This is a genomic window from Kitasatospora sp. NPDC004669, assembly GCF_040609455.1.
In the GTDB taxonomy this organism is placed as follows: Bacteria; Actinomycetota; Actinomycetes; order Streptomycetales; family Streptomycetaceae; genus Kitasatospora.
Map to the genome: position 1 here is coordinate 26,868 of NZ_JBEXKB010000055.1, position 21,055 is coordinate 47,922.

Here is a 21,055-nt window from a genome sequence, read left to right on the forward strand (position 1 = left end):
CCGTGCCGGTCGGCCGGAAACCCCGAAGGGGGTGGGCCCGGCGGCTGGTGCCGCCGGGCCCATCGCTGATGAACCAGGGGTCAGCTGGTCTGGATGGAGGTGTCGTCGATCACGAAGCTCGTCTGCAGCGAGGCGTCCTCGGTGCCGGTGAACTTCAGGGTGACGCTCTGGCCCGCGTAGGCGGAGAGGTCGAAGGTGCGCTGCTGGTAGCCGGCCGCGGCATCCACGTTGGAGTAGGTCTTCAGCGTGGTGCCGTTCACCTGCACGGTCAGCTTGTCGTACGCCGTGGTGCCGGTCTCAGCGGTGTCGATGTGCAGCCAGAAGCTCAGCGCCGCCTTGCAGCCCGCCGGGATCGTCACCGTCTGGGACAGCGTGTCGGTGTGGGTGGTGCCGTAGCCGTCCAGCCACGCCTTCCAGGAGCCGCTGTGGGCCGGCTCGGACGCCGAGTTGTCGATGACACCGCTGGTCGCGGTCCACGGCGCGGCGGAGCCGGTCTCGAAGCCGGGGTTGCCGAGCAGCTGCGCCGGGGTGCAGGAGCCGCCGGAGCCGCTGACCGTCCAGCCGAAGCTGGTGGAGCCGGTGGCGCCGGTGGTGTCCTTGGCGGTGGCGGTCACGTTGTAGCTGCCGGCGGCGGTGGCGGTGCCGGTGATCAGGCCGGTCGCGGAGTCGATGGACAGACCGGTCGGCAGGCCGGTGGCCGAGTAGGTGAAGCTCTGGCCGGAGGCCGAGTCACTGGCCTGGACCTGCAGGCTGACCGAGGAGCCCTGCGCGGTGGTCTGGTTGCCGGGGTTGGTGACGGTCACCGTGTTGCCCGTCGAGCCGCCGCCCACGATCGGGTGGGAGATGGCGCAGGAGTTGGTGTCGTTGGACCAGCTGGCCTGCTCGGCCCAGGTGCCGAAGCTGCCGAAGGTGATGTTGGCCGCGCCGCCCGCGGTGCCCGGGGACAGCCAGGCGCACTCGTCGGAGTTCTCCTGGCCGTTGTAGGAGCTGCCGGACACGTGGTTGGTCCAGCCGCCGGCCGGGTTCTGGTCCGACATCATCTCGTGCCACTCGTGGCCGAGCGTCATGGTCCAGCCGTCCAGCGTGCCGGGCGAGTTGACGAAGCCCACGCCGCAGCCGGCGCCCGAGTCGATGTTGTACGGCTGGTTGCTGAACGCGACGTCGCCGTACGGGGAGGTCACCGCGCCGCCGGTCAGCGTCGAGTCACCGTTGTAGTCGTGCCACGCGCAGTACTGGTTCTGGTAGTTGTCCGGGTTGGTGCCGTGCGGCGACAGGATCACGTAGTAGGCGTCCCGGTTGGACGCCGCCGTGGTGTTGCCGAAGTGCGCGGCCGCGTTGACGGCCTCCTGGCCGAGCTGGTGGCCGGAGGCGGCGCTCGGTGACGCCGCCGCGTTGTCGTACCACACGCCGGCGAGCACGCCGCCGCTCTGGTACGGGACGAAGTTCGCGTTCGAGGGGCAACTGGTGGCGCCGGTGGCCACGTTCGGCCCGTCGCACCACTGCGTCAGGTCCGCGGACCAGAGTTCGTTGCCGGTGCCGATGCCCTTGAACATCTGCTGCGCGGCACCCGCCGCTCCGGCCGAGTCGCCCGAGAACCTGGCGTTCCCGTTGGCGTCGGTGGTCTGGGTACCCCACTGGTTGCCGTAGAAGACCAGGTAGACCTTGGAGTGGCCGCTCTGGACACCGATCCCGTCGATCCCTCCGCCGTAGGAGAGGGTCTGCGGTCCGGTGGCCGCGTTGGGGGTCGCGTGGGTGGAGGCCCACTGCTTCATCTTGTCGTTCTGACCGACCGTGGGCAGCACGCCGTGCCGGTACGGGTGCTGGTAGGCGGGGCTGTACGGGTTGGTCACGGAGCCGTTCTGCGGTGACGCCGGCTCGTCCGCCGCCTGGGCGGCACCGCTGGTGGTCAGGGCGGCGGTGACGAGGGACAGCGACGCGACGGCGGCCAGGGCCGCTCGTCTGAGCGCACGGACGCGGGGGATGCCCATGTGTGGGGGTTCCTCTCTCCTGCCGACTCCGGTGCCGGTCGGCCCGGATGACGGCTCGTGGCAGGGCGGGGTACGGCGATGACACGGGCGCGAGGCGTAACGGTGGGGTGGCCCGTGCTTGCCGGCAGTGCCATGGGGGCTGACGGACGTCGACCGACGCCACGTCAGCAGCAGAGCTGCGGAGCGATGGTGGAGCAGCGGAAACCAGTGCCCGGTGGCCGGCCTGAGGAGGCTGCGGCAGGGGGCGTGAACGGAAGAAAAGCAGCGGTGACGGGCCTCAGTCAACGGGTTGCGCAAAAGCGATGTGTTCGCGCCGCCGAAACCTCCGAGAAGGAAAGAGTCCGGCGAGAAATCAGCAATGGGATATTCTCCCCGGCGATCATTTCGGGACCTCGAAGAAAAGCCAAATCCCGTCGTTTCAGGGGTCGTTGCCCGCATAGGAGAGGTTGAAGCTCTTGGTGGTGAGCGGGAAGTCCGGGCCGATCGTGTCAGCGAGGGCGACCGGTAGGGCGGGCCAGTTGAAGAACGACGGGTCGACGGTCTTGAGCCGGGTGAGGGTGCCGTCGGGGGCGAGTTCGACCCGGCTGGTGACGGTGCCGCACCAGATTTCGGCGATGCCGACGCCGGAACGGCTGGCGGGGGCGTGCGGCGTCGGGACGCATCGGGTACCAGCCGCGCGGCTGGTGCGGGTGGCGGACGAGGCCGTGCGGCAGCGGGTGGTCGAGCAGGACGAGGCCGTGCAGGTCGCGCAGCTCGCGTTCGAACCGACCGGCGGGGAAGGAGCGATGGGCGAGGCCGCCCCGGCGTCGGTTCCAGGGCGGCCTCACCGCGACAGCACGCTTCCGGCGGTGCCGTCACATGATGACCTTAGCAGTTGATAACCTTGTCAATTGCATGGAAGGGCAAAAGGAGGAAGGCGTATCTCACCGCGGCGCCGTACAGCCGCGCCGACCGCTCCGTCCCCGGTGCGGGCAGTGGTGGTGTGCCGCTTCGCGCCGGGTGGGCGCGGTGCGTACGCGCGTTGCGGGCCTTCCTTCGACCTGTCCGACCCCGCTTGGTCGCGAGGGGTTCATGCCGGCTCGCCGCCACCCCCGGAATCGTGCCCGGGGGTGGCGGCGGGCATCCCGTGGACCGGCCGGGTGCGCGGGAGCGGTCAGTCGCGCCCGGGCTTCTGGGGCTGGGCGAGCAGGCCGTCCAGGAGCTCGGCCTGGCCGCTGATCACGCCGCCGAGGATGGTGCGGGCGACCCGCAGGAGCTCGGCCACCTGCGGATTGGTGAGGCGGTAGTAGACGGTGGAGCCCTCGCGACGGGCGATCACCAGGTTGGAGCGTCGCAACACGGCGAGCTGCTGGGACAGGTGCGAGGCCTCGACGCCGACCTCGGGCAGCATTTCGGAGACCGCGTACTCGCGCTCGCTCAGCAGCTCCAGGACGCGGATGCGCACCGGGTGGCCGAGGGTCTTGAAGAACTCCGCCTTCAGTTGATACAGGGGTGCACCGACCACGGGAGGCGGGGTGGGCGTTTCGGCGTTCACGTCGTCACCGTCTCCATCGGGCGGAACATCATCGAAGAGTTGACCTTACCAACCGGTCGGCCGCCCATGCCCGCCGGTCGAGGGGTGGGTGCGGCCGGGCCCGCGACGACCAATGCCGATCACAGCAGATCACTACTACTGAATCCATCACATGCTAAACATGTGATTTGATAAATTCTTCAAGTCCATACATGCTGGCATGCGGTCGGATCGGCGAAGGTGCGCCCGGCACCCGCCGGCAACCCCGGGAGGGAAGAGTCGTGACCGCGGTGTTCGACGAGGAACTGCACGAACAGCTGGCCCGGGCCCGCCAGGCCCTTCGGCAGGCCCGGGCCGATGGGGACGACGACGGCTCCCAGGCCTACGCCGGGCGCGTGGCGGCCCTGCTGCGGATCGCGACCGCCCACGGCATCGACGTGCCGCACACCGCTGAGGAAGAGCAAGGAGAGAGCTGAACCATGGCCGTCCCGCTGTACCAGGCGAAGGCGGAGTTCTTCCGCACCCTGGGCCACCCGGCCCGTATCCGGATCCTCGAACTCCTCCAGGACGGCCCGCTTCCGGTACGCGACCTGCTCGCCTCCCTCGACATCGAGGCCTCCAGCCTCTCCCAGCAACTCGCCGTCCTGCGGCGCACCAACCTGGTCACCGCCACCCGCGACGGCAACACGGTGGTCTACGCGCTCGCCACGCCCGACGTCGCCGAGCTGCTGTTCGCCGCCCGCCGGATCCTCGGCGACGTGATCACCGGCCAGAGCCGGCTGCTGCCCGAACTGGCCGCGACCACCGCCCTGGAGGCGACGGCGTGAACACCGTGATGAGCCGGGTGCGTGCCGTCCTGCCCACCCGGCAGATCCTCGCCACGATGAGCCGCTCCCCGCGCAAGGACCTGCTCGCCGGCCTCACGGTGGCGATCGTCGCACTGCCGCTGGCCCTCGGTTTCGGCATCTCCTCCGGCGCCGGTGCCGAGGCGGGCCTGGCCACCGCCGTCGTCGCGGGCGCGCTCGCCGCCGTGTTCGGAGGCTCCAACCTCCAGGTCTCCGGGCCGACCGGCGCCATGACCGTCGTCCTGGTCCCGATCGTCGGCCGCTACGGCACGGACGGGGTGCTGACCGTCGGCCTGCTCGCCGGAGTGCTCCTGATGGCCCTCGCCCTGGCCCGGGCCGGGCGCTGGATGGCCTATGTGCCCGTCCCCGTCGTCGAGGGCTTCACCGTCGGCATCGCCGGGGTCATCGCCCTCCAGCAGGTGCCCGGAGCGCTCGGCGCCAGGAAGCCCGAGGGCGACAATCCCGCCGTCGTCGCTGCCAAGGCCGTCGCCGACTTCACGTCCGCACCGCACTGGGCCGCCCTCGCCGTCGCCGTCGCCGTGGCCGCCGTGATGCTGATCGGCGTACGGCTGCGGCCCGCGCTGCCGTTCTCGCTGATCGCCGTCGTCGCCGCGACCGTCAGCGCCAAGCTCGCCGACCTGCCGGTCGCCACCATCGGCCACCTGCCCACCGGGCTCCCTGCCCCCTCGCTCGGCTTCCTCGACCTCTCCGCCGTCCCCGCCCTGCTGCCGTCGGCGCTGGCCGTCGCCGCCCTGGCCGCCCTGGAGTCGCTGATGTCCGCGACCGCCGCGGACGCCATGAGCGTGTCCGAGCGCCACGACGGCGACCGTGAGCTGTTCGGCCAAGGCCTGGCCAACCTGGCCGCCCCGCTGTTCGGCGGTGTCGCAGCGACCGGCGCCATCGCCCGCACCGCCGTCAACGTCCGCTCCGGCGCCGTCTCCCGGCTCGCCGCCCTCGTCCACGCCGCCGTCCTTGCGGTGATCGTCTTCGCCGCCGCGCCCCTGGTCTCCGGGATCCCGCTCGCCGCCCTGGCCGGGGTGCTGATCGCCACCGCCGTACGGATGGTCCAGGTCGGCTCGCTGCGCGCGCTGGCCCGCACCGGGCGTGGCGAGGCGGCGGTCCTGGCCCTCACCGCCGCCGCCACCCTCGCCTTCGACCTGGTCACCGCCGTCGTGGTCGGCCTGCTCGTCTCCGGCGTCCTGGCGCTCGCCGCCGTCGCCAAGGCAGCACGCGTGGAGCAGGTCCCGCTGCACGCCGACCTGCCCCCGGCCGACCACCACGACGAGGAGCAGGCGCTGCTCGCCGAGCACATCGTCGCCTACCGCATCGACGGCCCACTGCTGTTCGCCGCGGCCCACCGCTTCCTGCTGGAGCTCACCGAATCCGCCGAGGTCAAGGTCGCGATCCTGCGGATGTCCCGGGTCAGCGCGATCGACGCCAGCGGCGCCACCGTCCTCGGCGACGCCATCACCGAGCTCCAGCGCCGCGGCACGCTCGTCCTGGTCTCCGGCATCCGCGACGAACACCGCCGGCCCCTCGACGCCCTCGGCACACTCGACCGGCTGCGCGCCGACGGACACCTGTTCGCCACCACCCCCGACGCCATCGCGTACGCCCGTACCCACGTGCACGACCAGGCCGGCCCCGACGGGCACGGCCTCACCACCGCCAGAGCCTCCCGGTGACCGGCACCGCCGGGCACTGACCGTCCAGCCCGACCCCGACGGCGGCAGGACCGCGTGCGTCCGTCTCCCGCACCCCACCCACCGCGTCCCCGGAAAGGCCACCCTTGCGTTTCACCGTCACTCCCTACGACGACCACGGCTCCCCCGACGCCCGGCAGACCGTCGACCTGCCCGCGCTCCGGGCCCTCCTTGCGGAGGCCGCCGCCACCGGCCGCCGTCTGCACATCCGCCCCGAACCCCGGGCAGCGCGTCCCCACGGCGGCCATCCGCACCCGCTGACCACGGAAAACGCCCCTCGCACCCTGGATATCCTGAACACATGAGCGACAGCCTCCCCCCGTGCCCGCAGTGCTCCAGGACCGCGTAAACCCCTCACGTGCCGCGCGCCCACCACTTCCGCAGCACGTCCTCCGCAGGCTTCCCGTGGGGCGTGTACGCGAGCTTCTTCGCCGTCTCGCCGCTGTCGGGCCAGTCGTCCCACATCCACCAGCAGACGCCGGCCCACCAGGGCTTGCCGTCGAAGGAGGCGAGCAACGCCTCGTAGGCGGCGGCCTGTTCGGCGTCGCCGTCGCTCTTGCTGACGGTCCAGGAGTACGGGGCGGTGGTGGTGCCGCGCTGGCTGACGTAGCCGGCCTCGGTGAAGAGGATCTTCCGCTGCTGGCGCTCGGAGAACGCGGCGAGCTCCTCGGCGATGGGCTGCCACGCCTGGCGCAGCCGTGCCGGGTCGGTCGTCGCCTGGTCGGCCAGCGGCCAGTACGCGTCGATGCCGATGACGTCGAGGTCGTTCCAGAACGGGATCTTCTGGTACTCGTCGTAGTTGGCGGCGTACGTCAGCCGTCCCTTGTACCGGTCCCGGACCGCGGCGACGACCTTGCTCCAGTGCGCGCCGTCCTGCGAGGTGCCTGCGAGTTCGGTGCCGACCGAGAGTTGGTCGACGCCGGTGTCGGTGGCGAGTTGGGCGTAGTGGGCGATGAAGCGCTCGTAGGCCGCGAACCAGGCGTCCCGGTCGGTGGGCGTGATCTTGGCCCGGTCGCCGCCCTCGGTCAGGTCGACGTGGGGCTTGAGCATGGTCTTGAGCCCCGCGTCGTGGGCGAGGCGGATGACGGCGCACAGGCTGTCGTCGCCGGCGGTCTCCTTGGTGGTGCGCAGGTCCGAGTCGGTGACGCGGTCCTGGTACCACGTGGGGGTGAAGGTCACCCACCGGGCACCGGTGGCGGCGATCTGCCGCAGGTAGGTCGCGGCCTGCGGGCTGTTGTAGTCGTCGGTGTTCCACGAGGGGAGCGTCATGCCCCGGAACTCGCCCACCTTGCCGTCGTCGGGCTGACCGCTCGGAGCGCCGGCCGAGGGACTGGGCTGCATGTCCTCTTCGTCGGCGCCGGACGACGAACATCCGGCGCCGACGAAGAGGACGACCAAGGCGGACCAGGCGGCGGCCGTCCTCTTCATCGGGTTCATTGCTGATAGCTCCTCACCCGGTCAGGACGTTCAGTTGGCGAGGTCGGTCGGGCCGACGAAGGTGTAGCCGAGCGCCTCGATGCCGTCGATCGTCTGCTGGAGCGGGGTCACGTCGCAAGACGGGTGGTAGAAGGAGCTCGCCGCACCGTCCCGGACCGCCAGGTCGGCCTTGGCCGAGGCGATCAGGTCGACCAGGAGCCTCGCCGGGTGGTTGTTGTAGGGCACCGGCTCGTAGATGCCGAGGGCTTCGGCGCGGACGCCGAGTGCTGGTCCGATGCGCACCCGCACTGGCACGATGGCCCGATGCGCATTCTGATCATGGGTGGCACCAGGTTCGTCGGATTCCACTTCGCCCGGGCGGCACTCGCCGCCGGACACGACGTCACGGTGCTGCACCGGGGCAGGTCCGGTGCCCACCTGCTCCCCGACGCCACTCACCTGATCGCCGACCGCGACGCGGACCTGTCCCTGCTGCGCGGCCGCAGCTGGGACGCCACCGTCGACGTCAGCGCGTACTTCCCCCGCCAGATCCGACACTTGGCCGACGCGCTCGACCCCGGCGCCGCCGGACGCTGTCTCCTGATCTCGTCCATGGCCGTGTACGACACCCCCGGCGCCCCGGCGTTCACCGAGGACTCCCCGCTGCTGCCCGCGGACGGTCCGGAGCCCGATGCGGTCACCGCCACCAGCTACGGCCCGCTCAAGGTCCGGTGCGAGCGGGCGGCACGGGAGGCCTTCGGCCCGGACACGCTGCTGGTGCGCCCGACGTACGTGATCGGCCCCCAGGACTACACCCACCGCTTCGACTACTGGGTACGGCGCCTCGCCCGGGGCGGCGAGGTACTGGCCCCCGGCCGGTCCGACGCGCCGGTGCAGGTCGTCGACGCCCGCGACCTCGCCGCCTGGATGCTCGCCCTGCTGGAACAGGGCGCATCCGGCGCCTACCACGCCGCCACTCCCCCGCCGTTCACCATGGGCGACCTGCTCGGCGCCGTCGCCTCCGCGGTCGCCCCGGCCGGGACCACGCTCACCTGGGTGGACGACGACTTCCTCCGGGCGGCCGACGTCCCGGACCGCGCACTGCCACTGTGGACCACCGACCCGCTGATCCGCGCCACCGGCACCGCCGACCCCACCGCCGCCCTCGCCACCGGGCTCAAGCTCCGCCCGGTGGCCGACACCGCGCGCGACATCGCGCCGTTCGAGCCGCTGCCGGAGACCCTGACGCCCAGCCAGGAGGCCGGCCTCCTCACCGCCTGGAGGCAGCGCTGAGTCCTGCGACACCCGCGGCGACGGACGGGGCGGGGCCGATGCGCTCCCGCGCCCGGGCCCGGAGGGTGACCTCCGGGCCCGGGCGGGCCGTCGAGAAGGGCCGTCGGTACGGGCCGCTTCTTCGCGTCCTAACCGGTGACGGCCACCGTCGTGGTCCGGCCGGGGGCGACGGTGACCGTGGCGAGGGTGTAGGTCGTGCCGTCGGCGGTGACGGTGCGGGTCGGCCGGGGCGTCCCGTCCACGGTGATCCCGGTGTGGCTGCCGGGGAAGCGTGCCTCCCAGGTCAGCGCGGTGTCACCGGTGTTGGTGAGGGTGCTGCCGGTCTGGCCGTCGTGCCGGAGGGTCACCGTGCCGTTCCCGATCGGGATGCCCGCGACCTGGAGCCAGCCGATGCCGGCCGGGAGCTGGGAGGCGGTGGTCAGGGCGTCCGCGGCGGCGTCGGGTTCGACGCCGAGCAGGCCCTGGACGGTCTGGCTCAGCAGGGTGAACGGGAGCTCGGGGTAGTCGCCGTTGAGCATCCGGCCGCTGAGGTGGAGCTGGTCGACACCTTGGTAGACGTGCTGCATCCACTTCCAGGCGGTGGCGCCGTCGTGGTTGGCGAAGTAGGTGTCGGGCAGGTAGGTGTAGCCCTCGGCGTTGACGGAGGCCTGCGGACCGGAGTCCTGGGCGTCGATGAACTTCAGGTAGGAGTCGAGGCGCGGGCCGGGGTCGAGGAGCTTCTTCATCGGCAGCAGCACGCTGGTCTCGTAGCCCCAGCCGCCGACCGGGCGGCCCTGGGTGTCGTAGCCGTGGACGACGTCGGCGGGTTGCTCCGGGTCGACGCTCCAGGTCGTGTTGACGTAGCTCTTCAGGCCGGCGGCGGCCCGCTCGTACGCGGCCGAGCCGGCGCTGTCGCCACGGGCGGCGGCCAGCGTCGCCGCGGAGAGGTAGGCCTGGTACTGGGCGGCGAGGGCGTCGCCGGCCTCGGCGTAGGTGGTGGCGGCGTTCTCGGCGTAACTGGCCGTACCGGCGAAGATGCTGCTGCTCTTCGCCTGGGGGATCGGGATGCCGTGGTTGTCGATCGGCCCGGGGTGCTGGGTGATGAAGGTGTCGAGGGTGGTGCGGACGTACTCCGTCAGAAGGGGGTCCTCGGCGTAGTCGCGGTCACCGGTCCAGCGGTAGGCCTCGCCGGCTTTCTGGACCAGCTCGAAGGGGGCGGGCAGTTCCCGGACGAAGCTGTTCGGGCCGTGGTAGTCGATGGCGGCGTAGGTCCTGGCGTCCAGGTTGAGGGCCCACACCGGGTAGTGGCCGTTGAGATCGGTGGCGGAGGCGGCGAAGCCGCGCAGCATGGTCTTGTTCTGGGCGTCGAGTCCGAGCAGGTGGGCGCCGACCATCTGGTGGGCGAAGTCGCGGCTGTAGAACGCGGAGCGGAACGGGTAGCCGGCCCAGTACGTGGTGTCGTACGTACCGATGGAGGTGCCGCCGGTGTTGTTCTCGTCCATGTTCAACACGCCGGTGGTGCCCGCCTGTTGGACCCAGCTGTTGGCCTTGGTCTTGGCCCAGTCGAACATGGCGACCAGGTCGGGGTCGGAGGAGCTGATCTGCGGGTCGTTCGGGGCCGAGGGGGCGACCGAGGCGTCGTCCACGTTGACCCAGCCCGACGGGGAGGAGCCGACGGCGAGGGTGACCAGGTCCCCTGCGGCGACCTTCACCCGGGGGAGGGTGTACTTGGCGTAGGTGGGTTGCTCGGGCAGGGGCAGCGACTGCAGGACGGTGCCGTTGACGCTGACCGAGAAGGTGCCGCCGGCCGAGCCGGTGGCGATCCAGGCGGACAGGTCGTAGGTGCCCGCGGTGACGGCGGTCATCTGTTGGCCGACCCGGTAGCCGGTGCCGGCGTCGAGGTAGGCGAGCCGGCTGCCGGAGTGCGGGTTGTTGGTGGCCACGCCGGTGTGCTCGGTGAACGTCCAACCGGAGGCGCCGTTCTCGAAGCCGGGGTTGCTGAGGACCAGCGGCTCCGTACGGGTCAGCGTCCAGCGCTGGTCCGCGGAGGCCTCGCAGGCACGGGCTTGGACGGGAAGGTCCGCCGCGCCGCGCGGGGCGGTGAGACACTGCCCGTTGTCGACGACGGCGAGGGTGTAACCGCCGCCGGGCGCCGGCGAGATGGTGAACCGTTCGTTGTCGGGGACGCTTCCACAGTCCTCGGTGACGGCGGTGCGGACGCGCTGGTGGCCGCCGCCGCCCACGACCAGACAGCGCCGGGTCGCCGAGTTGATCAGGACGTAGGCGGCCGGGGACGCGGTGTTGACCCGCAGCAGCCGCCAGCGCTGGCTCAACAGCCCCTGGCAGGCCGCCCGGACGACCGGGGTCCCGGCCGCGGCCTGCGCGAACCTCGTCCCCAGGCACCCGCCGTCCGGCCCGGCCCCGAGGACGAAACTTGCGCCGTTCACCGGGACGCCGTTCACCGGGACGCCGTCCGCCGCCCGGGCCGGACTCGCGACGACGGCCTGGGCGGTGAGGACGGTCAGGGCCGCGAGGACGGCGAGGCCCGACGGCAGGGCACGGGCGGAGGACATGGGGCTCCTTGGCGGTGCGGCGGGGTGGGGTGCGGTGCGGTTTGAACGTTCAAAGTCGCGGGTCGGAAAGGTCCGGGCGCGAACCTCGACCCACGGGTCTTGACCCATGTGATCGGTGACATGTGTCATTTCACATGCCGCATCCGACGCCGTCAACGGGAAGCGCACGGGCGGCTGTCACTTCCCCGCTTCTCGACCGAGAGTCAGGACCAACCTGTGCCCACAGCACGCTCCCGCCCCGGCGGACCACTCCGGAAACTCCTGCTCGGCACCCTCGCCCTCGGCCTCGCCGCGATCGGCACCGCCGGCCCGGCCCACGCCCAGGACCGGCCGGAGACCCCGGCCCAGCCTCCCGCGTCGTCCACGCCCCCGAAGGACCCGCATCCCGCCGCCGAGGGCTGGCGGCAGATCAACGGCACCTGGGTCCAGGTCGGCGCCATCCGACCGCACGTCATGCCCAACGCCGACACCTTCGCCCAGCGACAGGCGGCAAAGGCCCGCGCCGCCGCCGCGTCCCCGCGCAACAACTACGACCTGCAGATGACCTATCGGGGAGGCCAGGACTCCATCGGAGTCACCACCGGCCAGCCGAAGGTCTACCTGATCTACTGGGGCAGCCAGTGGGGCGACCCCGGCACCGACCCCGCCACCGGCAACGTCACGCTCTCCGGCGACCCGGACGGCGCCGCGCCCTACCAGCAGGACTTCTTCAAGGGCCTGGGCAGCGGCACCGACACCTGGTCCCGTGTGATGACCCAGTACTGCGAGGGCATCACCCCCGGCTCGTCCTACTGCCCGCCCGAGGCCAACCACGTCGGCATGCCGGTGGCCGGCCAGACCCTCGCCGGCGTCTGGGTGGACAACGCGAAGCCCGCGCCGAAGGCCGCCACCGAGCCGGAGATCGCGGCCGAAGTCGCCGCCGCCGCCCAGCACTTCGGCAACACCGACCCGAACCGGAACCGGGACGTGCAGTACATCGTCAACACCGGCCAGGGCCTGGACTCCGACAAGTGGAAGGAACTCGGCTACTGCGCCTGGCACACCTTCATGCGCAGCTCGGCCGGCACCCTCGCCTACACCCTGATGCCGTACCTGACCGACGTGCCCGCCTGCGGCACCAACTGGATCAATACCGGAGCGCGCGGCCGACTCGACGGCTACGGCATCATCGGCGGCCACGAGTACGCCGAGACCATCACCGACCAGACCGCCTCCGGCGCCTGGACGGACGCGACCGGCCAGGAGAACGGCGACAAGTGCTCCTGGATCCCGGTCGGCGCCAACGGCGGGATGTTCAACCTGACGCTCTCCACCGGCGTCTTCCCGGTGCAGACGACCTGGTCCAACTACGACCACCTGTGCAAGGGCGACGACCCGGTCTTCGGGAACGCACCGCTCCAGGTCACCCAGCCGTGCGAGCAGACCGTCGAGAGCGGTAAGCCCGTCGACATCCCGGTGCTCGCCTCCGACCGCGCCGGGCGCCCGATCACGTACAGCGCCAAGGCCCTGCCCGCCGGCCTGCGGATCGACCCGACGACCGGTCACATCACGGGCACGACGCACGCGACCGGCTGGAAGACGATCACCGTGACCGGCCGGGACGACCGGGGCAACACCCAGAGCCAGACCTTCAAGGCCGGGTTCTTCCGCGGCCCGCAGACCGGCTGCGCCCCGATCGAGCAGCTCAACGACCCGGGCTTCGAGAACGGCACCGCCGACCACGGCGTCTGGAACCCATCCGGCTACAACGTCATCACGCCCTCCACCGCGCACCAGGCGCACAGCGGCTCGACATACGCATGGCTCGGGCAGAACACCGCGAACGACGACTCCATCACCCAGTGGGTGGAGACCACCCCCGGGTACACCAAGGAGCACCTCTCCTTCTGGCTGAACATCACCGGCAGCGCCCAGGGAGCCTCCGCACCCGGGGGTTCGGCGGTGGACACGCTCTCACTGGAGCTCTACGACCAGTGGAGCGGCAACTACCTGGCGACCGTGAAGACCTGGACCAACCAGGACGCGACCAACGGCTACCGGCCGCAGTCCTTCGACCTGACGCCTTACGTGGCAGCCGAGTTCGGCTCGACGGTGGGCATCAAGCTCGTCGCGCACTCGACGAGCGGGAAGACCGCGTTCCTGGTCGACGACGCGTCGGTGAAGCTGTCCTGAGCGGCCCGCTCCCGGGCCCCGTCCACGAGGGCGGGACCCGGGAGCGGTTCCAGCCCCGCACGGGCCTCCGTGCAGCCAGGCCCTGCACGTCACCGGGCCGCGTGACGGCGCAGCCCACCGAACTCGACCGCCGCGCCGACGAGTTGGACCAGGCCGGGAAGACCCTGCGCCGGGCCGTCGCCGCCACCGAGGCGGCGGGCCTGCCCCCGGCGGTCTGAGCCCCCGGCGGTACCGAAGCCGTCGCGCCACGGTGAACCGGCGCGCTGACGGCGAGCCATGCCTCAGCCCGTCGGGCTCGCCGCCTCCCGGTCGGGCGCGCCGGCCGGGAGGCGAGCCCGGTTGACGCGGGCCTGCTGGGCGAGGAGGTCGACGAAGGCCACGGTGAGGGGGTCGGGGCGGGTGCGGGTGTAGACCGCGACGGCCTGCCCCAGCGGGTCGCCGTGTGCCAGTGCCTGGACGAGCCCGAGGGTCGAGCCCACCCGCGGCTCCGGCGCCGTCCCGTACTCGTCGTCGAGAGCCGGACGCGGCTGGTTCGCGGCGGTGACCTGATCGGTCAGCGGCGCCGAACAGCCCAGCTCATACGGCACCACCGCCGGCCCGTGCGGTTCGCCCCCGCGGCCGACCGGCGCGCCTGGGAGACCTGGGCGGTCCTCCGTGGACGTGCAGAGCCGACGTACGCCGGCGACTCGCCGAGTTCGTCGGTGTTCCGTCGGTGTCGGTTTCCGTGTCGGCGCCGGCTGCCGTCCGGGAGAGCAGGCGGAGCGCCTCCGTCGCCGGTCCGGGCTCCGATTCGCGCTCGTTCAGCACAGCGCGAACAGCTCACCCCGTGCCGATCCGGCGGCCGCTGACCTCGCCGGGCCGGATGCGCACCCACAGCGGGCGGGCGCCACCGGCCCACGGTGTGGTGCCCGGCAGCGCCGAGAGCCGCCGCTGCTCGTCCGGGTCGTCGATGTGGTGGGCCTCGCCGAGGATCAGGACGCTCCAGCCTTGGCTGCGGCGGTCGTCGATGTGATCCACCTGGAACGAGGCCGGCGAGCCCTCGGCCGGAGCGGCGGCACCCCGGGGGGCGGTGCGGTAGACGATCGTTCTGGCGTCCACCGTGTAGTTCACCGGGAGCACCAAGGGCGCCGGCCCGACGGGCAGGCCGATCCGGCCGACGCCGTGGGTGCCGATCAGGTCCCAGCACTGCGGCTCGCTCAGGTGGAGCAGCAGCGGGTGCGGGGCGGCGTCGCTCTGCCCCGGCGGGGCGTCCGGGCGGTGGCCGGACAGCAGCTCCGGCCAGGTGGTGCCGAGGGCGGAGGCGATCCGGACGAAGGCCTCGGGGTCCAACTCCGGCCCGGCCTGGAGGAGTTGCCGCAGGTAGGCCGGTGCCATGTTCGCCCGGTAGGCCAGCATCCATTCGCTCAGACCGAGTTGGTCGCGGCGTTGGACGATCCGGCGGGCGATGGCGACGGGGTCGGGGCGTTCGGTCATGGCTGCGCTTCCTCTACGCACGCAGGTCACGTCCGGAAGAGCGCGACCTTGAGAGCTCCGGTGCCGGCCGCGTCGGCGAAGACGTCGTACGCGTCCTGCATCTCGTCGAGCCCGAAGCGGTGGGTGACCAGGCCCGCGACATCCAGTCTGCCGACCGCCAGCAGATCGAGCAGCAGCGGAGTGCTGTTCGTGTCGACCAGCCCGGTGGTGATGGTGACGTCGCGGATCCAGAGGTCCTCCAGGTGGAGCACCGCCGGCCCACCGTGCACGCCCACGTTGGCGACCCGGCCGCCGGGGCGCACCAGGCGCGTGCACAGCTCGAAGGACTCGGGCACGCCGACCGCCTCGATCGCGACGTCCACGCCGAGTCCGTCCCGGCTCAGCCCGCGGACGGCCTCCGGGGTGGCCTCGGCCACGGTCAGCGCCGTGTCGGCGCCGAAGCGTTCGGCGGCGTCGAGGCGGCTCCGGGCGAGGTCGACCGCGACGATGCGGGACGGGCTGTAGAGGCGGGCGGTGAGGATCGCGGCGAGCCCGATCGGCCCGGCGCCGACGATCGCGACGGTGTCGCCCGGGCCCACCCTGCCGTTGCGGACGCCGACCTCGTAGGAGGTGGGCAGGATGTCGGCGAGCAGCAGGGCGTCCTCGTCGCCGACGCCCTCGGGCAGCCGGTACAGGGAGGTGTCCGCGAAGGGGGTGCGGACGTACTCGGCCTGGCAGCCGTCGATCAGGTGGCCGAGGATCCAGCCGCCACCGCCGGTGCACTGACCGTAACGCGCGCCCCGGCAGTAGGCGCAGCGGCCGCAGCCGGAGATGCAGGAGACCAGCACGCGGTCGCCGGCGCCGACCGTGCGGACGCCCGGTCCGGTCTCGGTGACGGTGCCGACGGCCTCGTGGCCGAGGATTCGGCCCTGTTCGACCTCGGGGACGTCGCCCTTGAGGATGTGCAGGTCGGTGCCGCAGACGGTGACCGCGTCCACCCGGACGACGGCGTCCTCCGGGTCGCGGACGACCGGGTCCGGGGCGTCGCCCCAGGTGCGGCGGCCGGGTCCGTGGTAGGTGAGCGCCCTCATGCCGCGATCACTCCTCCGGGACTGGCGGAGCCGGGTGGGTTCCACTCGCCCTTCCAGGCTCCGACGCCGCCGCGCCCGCTGCCAGGGGCCCGGTGGGGTCCTCCCGCTGGGCCGATGGGCCCCCTCCCCGTGTCCGGCGCCCCGGGCCGTACGCGCCTACCCTGGTCAGGGGCGTCGGGTGAGCCGTGGAGGATGCCTTGGGCAGCGAATCGGAGAGTTCCACCCCCGTGCCGAACCTCCGGCTGGACGACCTGCTGGAGGAACTCCAGACCCGACTGGACGCCGCCAGGGGCACCCGCGACCGCGTGCACAGCCTGCTGGAGGCGGTGCTGGCCGTCGGCCGCGACCTGGAGCTGTCCCAGGCCCTCCAGCACATCGTGGAGGCGGCGGTCACCCTGGTGGACGCCGAGTACGGCGCCCTGGGCGTGATCGGTGAGGACCAGCGGCTGTCCCGGTTCATCCCGGTCGGTGTCACGGACGACCAGGTCAAGCGGATCGGCGCGCTGCCGTCCGGGCACGGCATCCTCGGCGAGCTGATCCGCCACCCCGAGCCGCTGCGCCTCACCCGGATCGCCAACCACCCGGCCTCCTACGGTTTCCCGGCCCATCACCCGCCGATGCGGTCCTTCCTGGGGGTGCCGATCCGGATCCGGGACAGGGTGTTCGGCAACCTGTACCTGACCGAGAAACGCGGCGGGGGCGAGTTCGACGCCGAGGACGAGTCGGTGCTCGCCACCCTCGCCGTCGCCGCCGGGGTGGCGATCGACAACGCCCGCCTCTACGCCCGGTCGCGGCGGCGGCAGCGCTGGCTGGAGGCGAGCGCGGAGGTCACCAGCAGCCTGCTGTCGGGCAGTGCGGAGCAGGAGGTGCTGGACCTGCTGCTCACCCGGGCCGCCGAGATCGCCGGCGCGGACCTCGCCGTCGTCGCCGTTCCGCTACCGGACACCGGCGAGCTGGAGGTGCGGATCGCCGTCGGGCTCGGTGCGGAGCAGCACCGGGGTCTGGTGGTGCCGGTCGAGGGCTCGTTCATGGGCGCGGCCGCCCGTACCGGCGGGATCGTGGTGAGCCCGGACGTCCAGAAGGACCCCCGGATCACGGTCGGCCCGCCGCGCTGGGAGGGCCTGGGACCGGCGGTCGTGGTGCCCGTCGGCACGGTCGAGCGCGGGATCCGCGGTGTGCTGATGCTGGCCCGCGCGTCCGGTGCACCGTTGTTCGACGAGGGCGAGTCCGGGCCACTGCTGGGCTTCGCCGGCCAGGCGGCGGTGGCGATGGAGCTCGCGGAGCGCCGCCGCGACTCCGAGCAGGTGGCGCTGCTGAAGGAGCGCGACCGGATCGCCCGCGACCTGCACGACCTGGCCATCCAGCGGCTCTTCGCCACCGGGATGACCCTCCAGGGCGCCACCCGCTTCATCGAGCACCCCGAGGCGACGGACCGCGTCCTGCGGGCGATCGACGACCTGGACGAGACCGCGAAGACCATCCGCGCCACCATCTTCGGCCTGCGCCTGCGCGAGTCCGGCCCGGCCGCGAGCGGCCTGCGCGCCCGGCTCGTCGCCGTGGTCGACCGCGCCGCCCACCTCCTCGGCTTCACCCCGGCTCTGCGGATGACCGGCCTGCTCGACGCCACCGTCCCCGCCGAGATCGCGGACGCGGCGGTCGCGGTCCTGGAGGAGGCCCTGTCCAACGCCGCCCGCCACGCCGGGGCCGGCGCCGTCGACGCCGCGGTCTCCGCCGACCAGGAGCTGACCGTCACGGTCACCGACGACGGCATCGGCCTCCCCGAGGGCGGCCGCCGCAGCGGCCTCGCCAACCTCACCGACCGCGCCACCGCCCTGGGCGGCACCTTCACCGCCCGCGCCCGCCCCGAGGGCGGCACCGAGCTGGTGTGGCGGGTTCCCCTTCCGGACGCCTGAACGCACTGACACCCTGGGCCGACCCCGATGTGATCGTGTTTCGCGGCGCGGTGCGCGAGCGGCTCCACGGCTGAGCCCCGTCGCGAACGGCGGGCCTGCCTGCGGGACCGGCCGCTACCCCTCCCGGCCCAGCACCTCCCTGACCGCCAGCCTGGGCGTCGGGGCTCCCTCGGGGCCGTAGCCGAGGCGGATCAACATCTGGACGTAGCCGGGGCGTCGGTGCGGGTCGCGGGCTTCCCAGCGCAGGTGGGGCCACTCCATGGCCTGGTGCAGCAGGGAGGCACGGACGCCGTAGACGGTGGCGGCGAGCAGGACGTGTTCCAGGGCGAGGCCGGCGCGCAGCCAGTCCTCGGGGGTGTCGTGCTCGGTGGCGAGGACGGCGATGCGCGGCTCGTGCTCGAAGAGGGCGGGGGCCTGGTGCTCGGCGGCGTGGATGGCGGCGAAGTCCCGCATGGGCAGGTGGCCGGCCAGGTCCTGGGGGCCGAGCGCGGCGAGCGGGATGCCGTAGGGCGGTGCGTCGCCGGTGCGGATCCAGCTGCGGCTCTCGTCGCGCTGGGCCTCGTCGGTGGTGTTGCGGCGTTCGGCCTCGGCGGTCAGGTGGAGCAGGCGGGCGGTCTCAACGTGGTCGGGCAGGTGGAGGGCGGCGTCCTCGGCGCGGGCGGCCGCGACCAGTTCGTCGAGGACGGTCGGCGGGACGGGCTCGTCGGTGAACGGCGTACGGATGGAGTGCCGGCGCCAGATCGCCTCGTACAGCCGCTCTGTGCCCGGGGCGGACACGGCGGCCGCGGCGTCGAGGCCGACGGCGGCGAACAGATCGGGTTCCGCCGGATCGGGCAGCAGGCGCACCGAGGGCGCCCAGCCGAGATGGCGGGCGGCGACCCGCAAGTTGAGGACGGCCGCGCCGACGGAGATGTGCAGCGCCCGGCCCTGCGGGTCGGCGGCCGGGACGGCCCGGCTGCGGTCGGCCCGGACCTCCAGGGTGGAGGTGTCCGGCTGGAGGTGGAAGCGCCAAGGCTGGCTGTTGTGGATCGAGGGCGCGGCGACCGCGGCGGAGACGAGCTTCTCCAGGGCGGCGGCGTCGAGGGCGAGGGTGGGCATGGCGGCCTCCCGGGGAGCGGCGTCAGCCGGAGGCGGACGGCTCGGCGCCCTCGCGCAGGATGCCCAGGCGGGTGCGGTACTCGTCGGGGTCGATCTCGCCGCGGGCGAGGCGTTCGGCGAGCAGCTGTTCCGGCGAGGGCCGTTCGGGCGGCGCCGCGGGGGTCGGCGGGGCCGCCGGCACCTGCCTCAGGTACCGGACCAGGGCGACCGCGCCGAGCACGACCAGTGCCCAGAAGAGCAGCATGCCCACGGTCATCAGGCCGATGCCCCAGCCGTCCGTGCCGGGGCCGTTCCAGTACATCATCGCCGCCTCCTCGGCCGTGCCGGGTGGACCACTTCCACCGTGCTGCCGGGGTCCGATGAGGCGCTTGGGCCGTTCGGCACTTTGTCCGGGCCCACCCGGCTCAGTGCCGGCCCGGGCGGTGCTGTTCGGGCGGCTCGGCGTGGGCGGCGATGACGGCCGCCTGGAGGCGGCGCTCGACGCCCAGCTTGGAGAGCAGCCGCGACACGTGGTTCTTCACGGTCTTCTCGGCGAGGTAGAGCTCCTGGCCGATCTGCCGGTTGGTCTTGCCCTCCCCCACCAGTGCGAGGATCTCGCGCTCACGCGGGGTGAGCCCGGCGAGCGCGGCGTCGCTCTCGCTCTCCTCGTGGTGGCGCAGGCTCTCCATCAGCTTGCGGGTGGTGGCCGGGTCGAGCATGGACTGGCCGGAGGCCACCGTACGGACCGCGGTGACCAGTTCGGCGCCCTTGACCTGCTTCAGGACGTAGCCGGCCGCGCCCGCCATGATCGCGTCGAGCAGGGCGTCGTCGTCGTCGAAGGAGGTCAGCATCAGGCAGACCAACCCGGGCATCCTGTCGCGCAACTCCCGGCAGACGCTCACACCGTCGCCGTCCGGGAGCCTCACGTCGAGCACGGCGACGTCCGGGCACAGCGCGGGCACCCGGGCGATGGCCTGCGCGCAGTCGTCGGCCTCGCCGACGACCTCGATGTCCGGTTCGGCCTCCAGGAGGTCGCGGACCCCCCGGCGGACCACCTCGTGGTCGTCCAGCAGGAACACCCGTACGGGCTGGGGCGTGTCCATGGCCTGCTCCCTGACGTGCGCGGACGATGGCACCACCGATTCTGCGCGTTCACGCCGCGAGGCGCACCGGGTCAGCCGCGCGGGACGACGGCGACCGGGCACCGGACGCGGTGGATCACCGCCCGGGTGACGGGGCCGGGGCGGCGATCCGGAGCTCGACGCCGACCACGCCGGGCACGGAGCGCACCAGGCGCTCCAGGACGTCGGCGGAAACGGTGTCCGGCAGGCCGCCGGTCAGGGTGATCCGGCCGTTCTCGGAGCGGATGTCGGAGTCCACCGCGGCGTTCGGGCCGAGGGTGGCGACCAGTTCGAAGCGGACCCGGTAGGCCAGTTCGCGGTCGTCGCCGAGGTAGACCTTGAGCAGGTCGCCCCGGCTGACGATGCCGACCAGGTAGTCCTCCTCGTCCACGACCGGGAGCCGCTTGAGGTGGCCCCGGGCCATCGCCCGGGCGGCCTCGTTGAGCGGGCTGCCGGGGTGCACGGTGACCGCCGGGACGGACATCATCCGCCCGGCGGTCAGGGCGTCGGCGCGCTCGCCGTCGCGGTCCCGGGCGGTGAGCAGGTCGGCCTCGGAGACCACGCCGATCACCCGGCCGTCGCCGGTCAGCACGGGCACCGCGCTGACCTGCCAGCGCTGCAGGGTCTCGGCGACCTCGCGGAAGTCCGCGTCGCGGCCGACGGCGACCACGGCGTGGGTCATGACGTCGGCGACGGTGCTCGGTGTGCTGGTCACGGTGGTCTCCTAGGGAGCGGCGCGGTAGGCGCGGGGGGTTCCAGGTGCTGCTCGGTGTCGTCCTCGCTCCTCCTCGAGTGGTCCCGCCTTCACTGTCCGCCCGCCGGGAGCCGCCGGACAGGGCCGTACGGTCCCTGCCGCCAGGGCCGGTCCGGCCCAGGACAGGGCGGTCGGGTGGCGGGAGGACGGAACCCCGAGCGACCC

20 protein-coding genes are annotated in these 21,055 nt (G+C 72.7%); 8 read left to right on the forward strand and 12 right to left on the reverse strand.

Going from position 1 to position 21,055, the window contains the following annotated elements; genetic code table 11:
- Positions 1 to 80 precede the first annotated feature (80 nt).
- On the reverse strand, positions 81 to 1,988 hold the full coding sequence (locus ABZW30_RS34245) for a putative Ig domain-containing protein (RefSeq protein ID WP_355675134.1): 1,908 nt from the start codon (positions 1,986 to 1,988) through the stop codon (positions 81 to 83).
- A gap of 518 nt (positions 1,989 to 2,506) precedes the next feature.
- Between ABZW30_RS34245 and ABZW30_RS34250 the strand changes: the two genes are divergently transcribed.
- Positions 2,507 to 2,866, forward strand: a complete 360-nt coding sequence (locus tag ABZW30_RS34250) for a hypothetical protein (protein WP_355675135.1) — start codon at positions 2,507 to 2,509, stop codon at positions 2,864 to 2,866.
- Between the two features lie 275 nt (positions 2,867 to 3,141).
- On the opposite strand, the gene ABZW30_RS34255 is transcribed toward ABZW30_RS34250, so the two are convergent.
- A complete protein-coding gene (locus ABZW30_RS34255) occupies positions 3,142 to 3,522 on the reverse strand; it encodes a metalloregulator ArsR/SmtB family transcription factor (protein WP_355675136.1) in 381 nt (126 codons plus the stop codon).
- Between the two features lie 260 nt (positions 3,523 to 3,782).
- Between ABZW30_RS34255 and ABZW30_RS34260 the strand changes: the two genes are divergently transcribed.
- From ABZW30_RS34260 to ABZW30_RS34275, 4 genes are all read left to right on the forward strand, one after another.
- Positions 3,783 to 3,977: a hypothetical protein gene (locus ABZW30_RS34260; RefSeq protein WP_355675137.1), complete on the forward strand. Its 195-nt coding sequence runs from the start codon at positions 3,783 to 3,785 to the stop codon at positions 3,975 to 3,977.
- A 3-nt stretch (positions 3,978 to 3,980) separates the two neighbouring features.
- Complete coding sequence (locus ABZW30_RS34265) at positions 3,981 to 4,328, forward strand: metalloregulator ArsR/SmtB family transcription factor (protein ID WP_355675138.1); 348 nt, start codon at positions 3,981 to 3,983, stop codon at positions 4,326 to 4,328.
- 8 nt (positions 4,329 to 4,336) lie between these two features.
- Positions 4,337 to 6,031 carry a SulP family inorganic anion transporter gene (locus ABZW30_RS34270; RefSeq protein ID WP_355675171.1) on the forward strand — a complete coding sequence of 565 codons (1,695 nt, stop codon included), beginning with the start codon at positions 4,337 to 4,339 and terminating at the stop codon, positions 6,029 to 6,031.
- 104 nt (positions 6,032 to 6,135) lie between these two features.
- Complete coding sequence (locus ABZW30_RS34275; RefSeq protein WP_355675139.1) at positions 6,136 to 6,354, forward strand: hypothetical protein; 219 nt, start codon at positions 6,136 to 6,138, stop codon at positions 6,352 to 6,354.
- 49 nt (positions 6,355 to 6,403) lie between these two features.
- On the opposite strand, the gene ABZW30_RS34280 is transcribed toward ABZW30_RS34275, so the two are convergent.
- Positions 6,404 to 7,486, reverse strand: coding sequence for a hypothetical protein (locus ABZW30_RS34280; RefSeq protein ID WP_355675140.1), 1,083 nt, complete (start codon positions 7,484 to 7,486; stop codon positions 6,404 to 6,406).
- 30 nt (positions 7,487 to 7,516) lie between these two features.
- Complete coding sequence (locus tag ABZW30_RS34285) at positions 7,517 to 7,768, reverse strand: hypothetical protein (protein WP_355675141.1); 252 nt, start codon at positions 7,766 to 7,768, stop codon at positions 7,517 to 7,519.
- A gap of 21 nt (positions 7,769 to 7,789) precedes the next feature.
- Between ABZW30_RS34285 and ABZW30_RS34290 the strand changes: the two genes are divergently transcribed.
- Positions 7,790 to 8,758, forward strand: coding sequence for an NAD-dependent epimerase/dehydratase family protein (locus ABZW30_RS34290; RefSeq protein WP_355675142.1), 969 nt, complete (start codon positions 7,790 to 7,792; stop codon positions 8,756 to 8,758).
- 128 nt (positions 8,759 to 8,886) lie between these two features.
- Here ABZW30_RS34290 and ABZW30_RS34295 read toward each other — a convergent pair whose 3' ends face one another.
- Positions 8,887 to 11,310 (reverse strand): ricin-type beta-trefoil lectin domain protein, encoded by a 2,424-nt coding sequence (locus ABZW30_RS34295; protein ID WP_355675143.1) that lies wholly within the window; start codon positions 11,308 to 11,310, stop codon positions 8,887 to 8,889.
- A gap of 216 nt (positions 11,311 to 11,526) precedes the next feature.
- Here ABZW30_RS34295 and ABZW30_RS34300 point away from each other — a divergent pair, with 216 nt between their 5' ends.
- A complete protein-coding gene (locus tag ABZW30_RS34300) occupies positions 11,527 to 13,482 on the forward strand; it encodes a putative Ig domain-containing protein (protein ID WP_355675144.1) in 1,956 nt (651 codons plus the stop codon).
- A 281-nt stretch (positions 13,483 to 13,763) separates the two neighbouring features.
- On the opposite strand, the gene ABZW30_RS34305 is transcribed toward ABZW30_RS34300, so the two are convergent.
- From ABZW30_RS34305 to ABZW30_RS34315, 3 genes are all read right to left on the reverse strand, one after another.
- Entirely contained in the window at positions 13,764 to 14,072 is a 309-nt protein-coding gene (locus ABZW30_RS34305) for a hypothetical protein (RefSeq protein ID WP_355675145.1), read from the reverse strand.
- A gap of 229 nt (positions 14,073 to 14,301) precedes the next feature.
- Positions 14,302 to 14,955 (reverse strand): pyridoxamine 5'-phosphate oxidase family protein, encoded by a 654-nt coding sequence (locus tag ABZW30_RS34310; RefSeq protein WP_355675146.1) that lies wholly within the window; start codon positions 14,953 to 14,955, stop codon positions 14,302 to 14,304.
- A gap of 26 nt (positions 14,956 to 14,981) precedes the next feature.
- Positions 14,982 to 16,025, reverse strand: a complete 1,044-nt coding sequence (locus tag ABZW30_RS34315; protein ID WP_355675147.1) for an alcohol dehydrogenase catalytic domain-containing protein — start codon at positions 16,023 to 16,025, stop codon at positions 14,982 to 14,984.
- A gap of 197 nt (positions 16,026 to 16,222) precedes the next feature.
- Here ABZW30_RS34315 and ABZW30_RS34320 point away from each other — a divergent pair, with 197 nt between their 5' ends.
- Positions 16,223 to 17,938, forward strand: coding sequence for a GAF domain-containing protein (locus ABZW30_RS34320; RefSeq protein ID WP_355675148.1), 1,716 nt, complete (start codon positions 16,223 to 16,225; stop codon positions 17,936 to 17,938).
- Positions 17,939 to 18,052: 114 nt separating this feature from the next.
- On the opposite strand, the gene ABZW30_RS34325 is transcribed toward ABZW30_RS34320, so the two are convergent.
- From ABZW30_RS34325 to ABZW30_RS34340, 4 genes are all read right to left on the reverse strand, one after another.
- Positions 18,053 to 19,036, reverse strand: a complete 984-nt coding sequence (locus ABZW30_RS34325; RefSeq protein ID WP_355675149.1) for a nitroreductase family protein — start codon at positions 19,034 to 19,036, stop codon at positions 18,053 to 18,055.
- A gap of 22 nt (positions 19,037 to 19,058) precedes the next feature.
- Positions 19,059 to 19,340: an SHOCT domain-containing protein gene (locus ABZW30_RS34330; RefSeq protein WP_355675150.1), complete on the reverse strand. Its 282-nt coding sequence runs from the start codon at positions 19,338 to 19,340 to the stop codon at positions 19,059 to 19,061.
- A 100-nt stretch (positions 19,341 to 19,440) separates the two neighbouring features.
- Positions 19,441 to 20,118: a response regulator transcription factor gene (locus ABZW30_RS34335; protein WP_355675151.1), complete on the reverse strand. Its 678-nt coding sequence runs from the start codon at positions 20,116 to 20,118 to the stop codon at positions 19,441 to 19,443.
- A 115-nt stretch (positions 20,119 to 20,233) separates the two neighbouring features.
- The gene (locus ABZW30_RS34340) at positions 20,234 to 20,851 is read right to left on the reverse strand and encodes a CBS domain-containing protein (protein WP_355675152.1); all 618 of its coding nucleotides are present in this window, start codon (positions 20,849 to 20,851) and stop codon (positions 20,234 to 20,236) included.
- Between the last annotated feature and the right edge of the window lie 204 nt (positions 20,852 to 21,055).

Bases quoted from the DNA above. Each gene is read 5' to 3' on its own strand.
- ABZW30_RS34245 (WP_355675134.1), bottom strand. From the start codon at position 1,988: ATGGGCATCCCCCGCGTCCGTGCGCTCAGACGAGCGGCCCTGGCCGCC.
- ABZW30_RS34265 (WP_355675138.1), top strand. From the start codon at position 3,981: ATGGCCGTCCCGCTGTACCAGGCGAAGGCGGAGTTCTTCCGCACCCTG.
- ABZW30_RS34270 (WP_355675171.1), top strand. From the start codon at position 4,337: ATGAGCCGGGTGCGTGCCGTCCTGCCCACCCGGCAGATCCTCGCCACG.
- ABZW30_RS34280 (WP_355675140.1), bottom strand. From the start codon at position 7,486: ATGAACCCGATGAAGAGGACGGCCGCCGCCTGGTCCGCCTTGGTCGTC.
- ABZW30_RS34290 (WP_355675142.1), top strand. From the start codon at position 7,790: ATGCGCATTCTGATCATGGGTGGCACCAGGTTCGTCGGATTCCACTTC.
- ABZW30_RS34295 (WP_355675143.1), bottom strand. From the start codon at position 11,310: ATGTCCTCCGCCCGTGCCCTGCCGTCGGGCCTCGCCGTCCTCGCGGCC.
- ABZW30_RS34310 (WP_355675146.1), bottom strand. From the start codon at position 14,955: ATGACCGAACGCCCCGACCCCGTCGCCATCGCCCGCCGGATCGTCCAA.
- ABZW30_RS34315 (WP_355675147.1), bottom strand. From the start codon at position 16,025: ATGAGGGCGCTCACCTACCACGGACCCGGCCGCCGCACCTGGGGCGAC.
- ABZW30_RS34325 (WP_355675149.1), bottom strand. From the start codon at position 19,036: ATGCCCACCCTCGCCCTCGACGCCGCCGCCCTGGAGAAGCTCGTCTCC.
- ABZW30_RS34330 (WP_355675150.1), bottom strand. From the start codon at position 19,340: ATGATGTACTGGAACGGCCCCGGCACGGACGGCTGGGGCATCGGCCTG.
- ABZW30_RS34335 (WP_355675151.1), bottom strand. From the start codon at position 20,118: ATGGACACGCCCCAGCCCGTACGGGTGTTCCTGCTGGACGACCACGAG.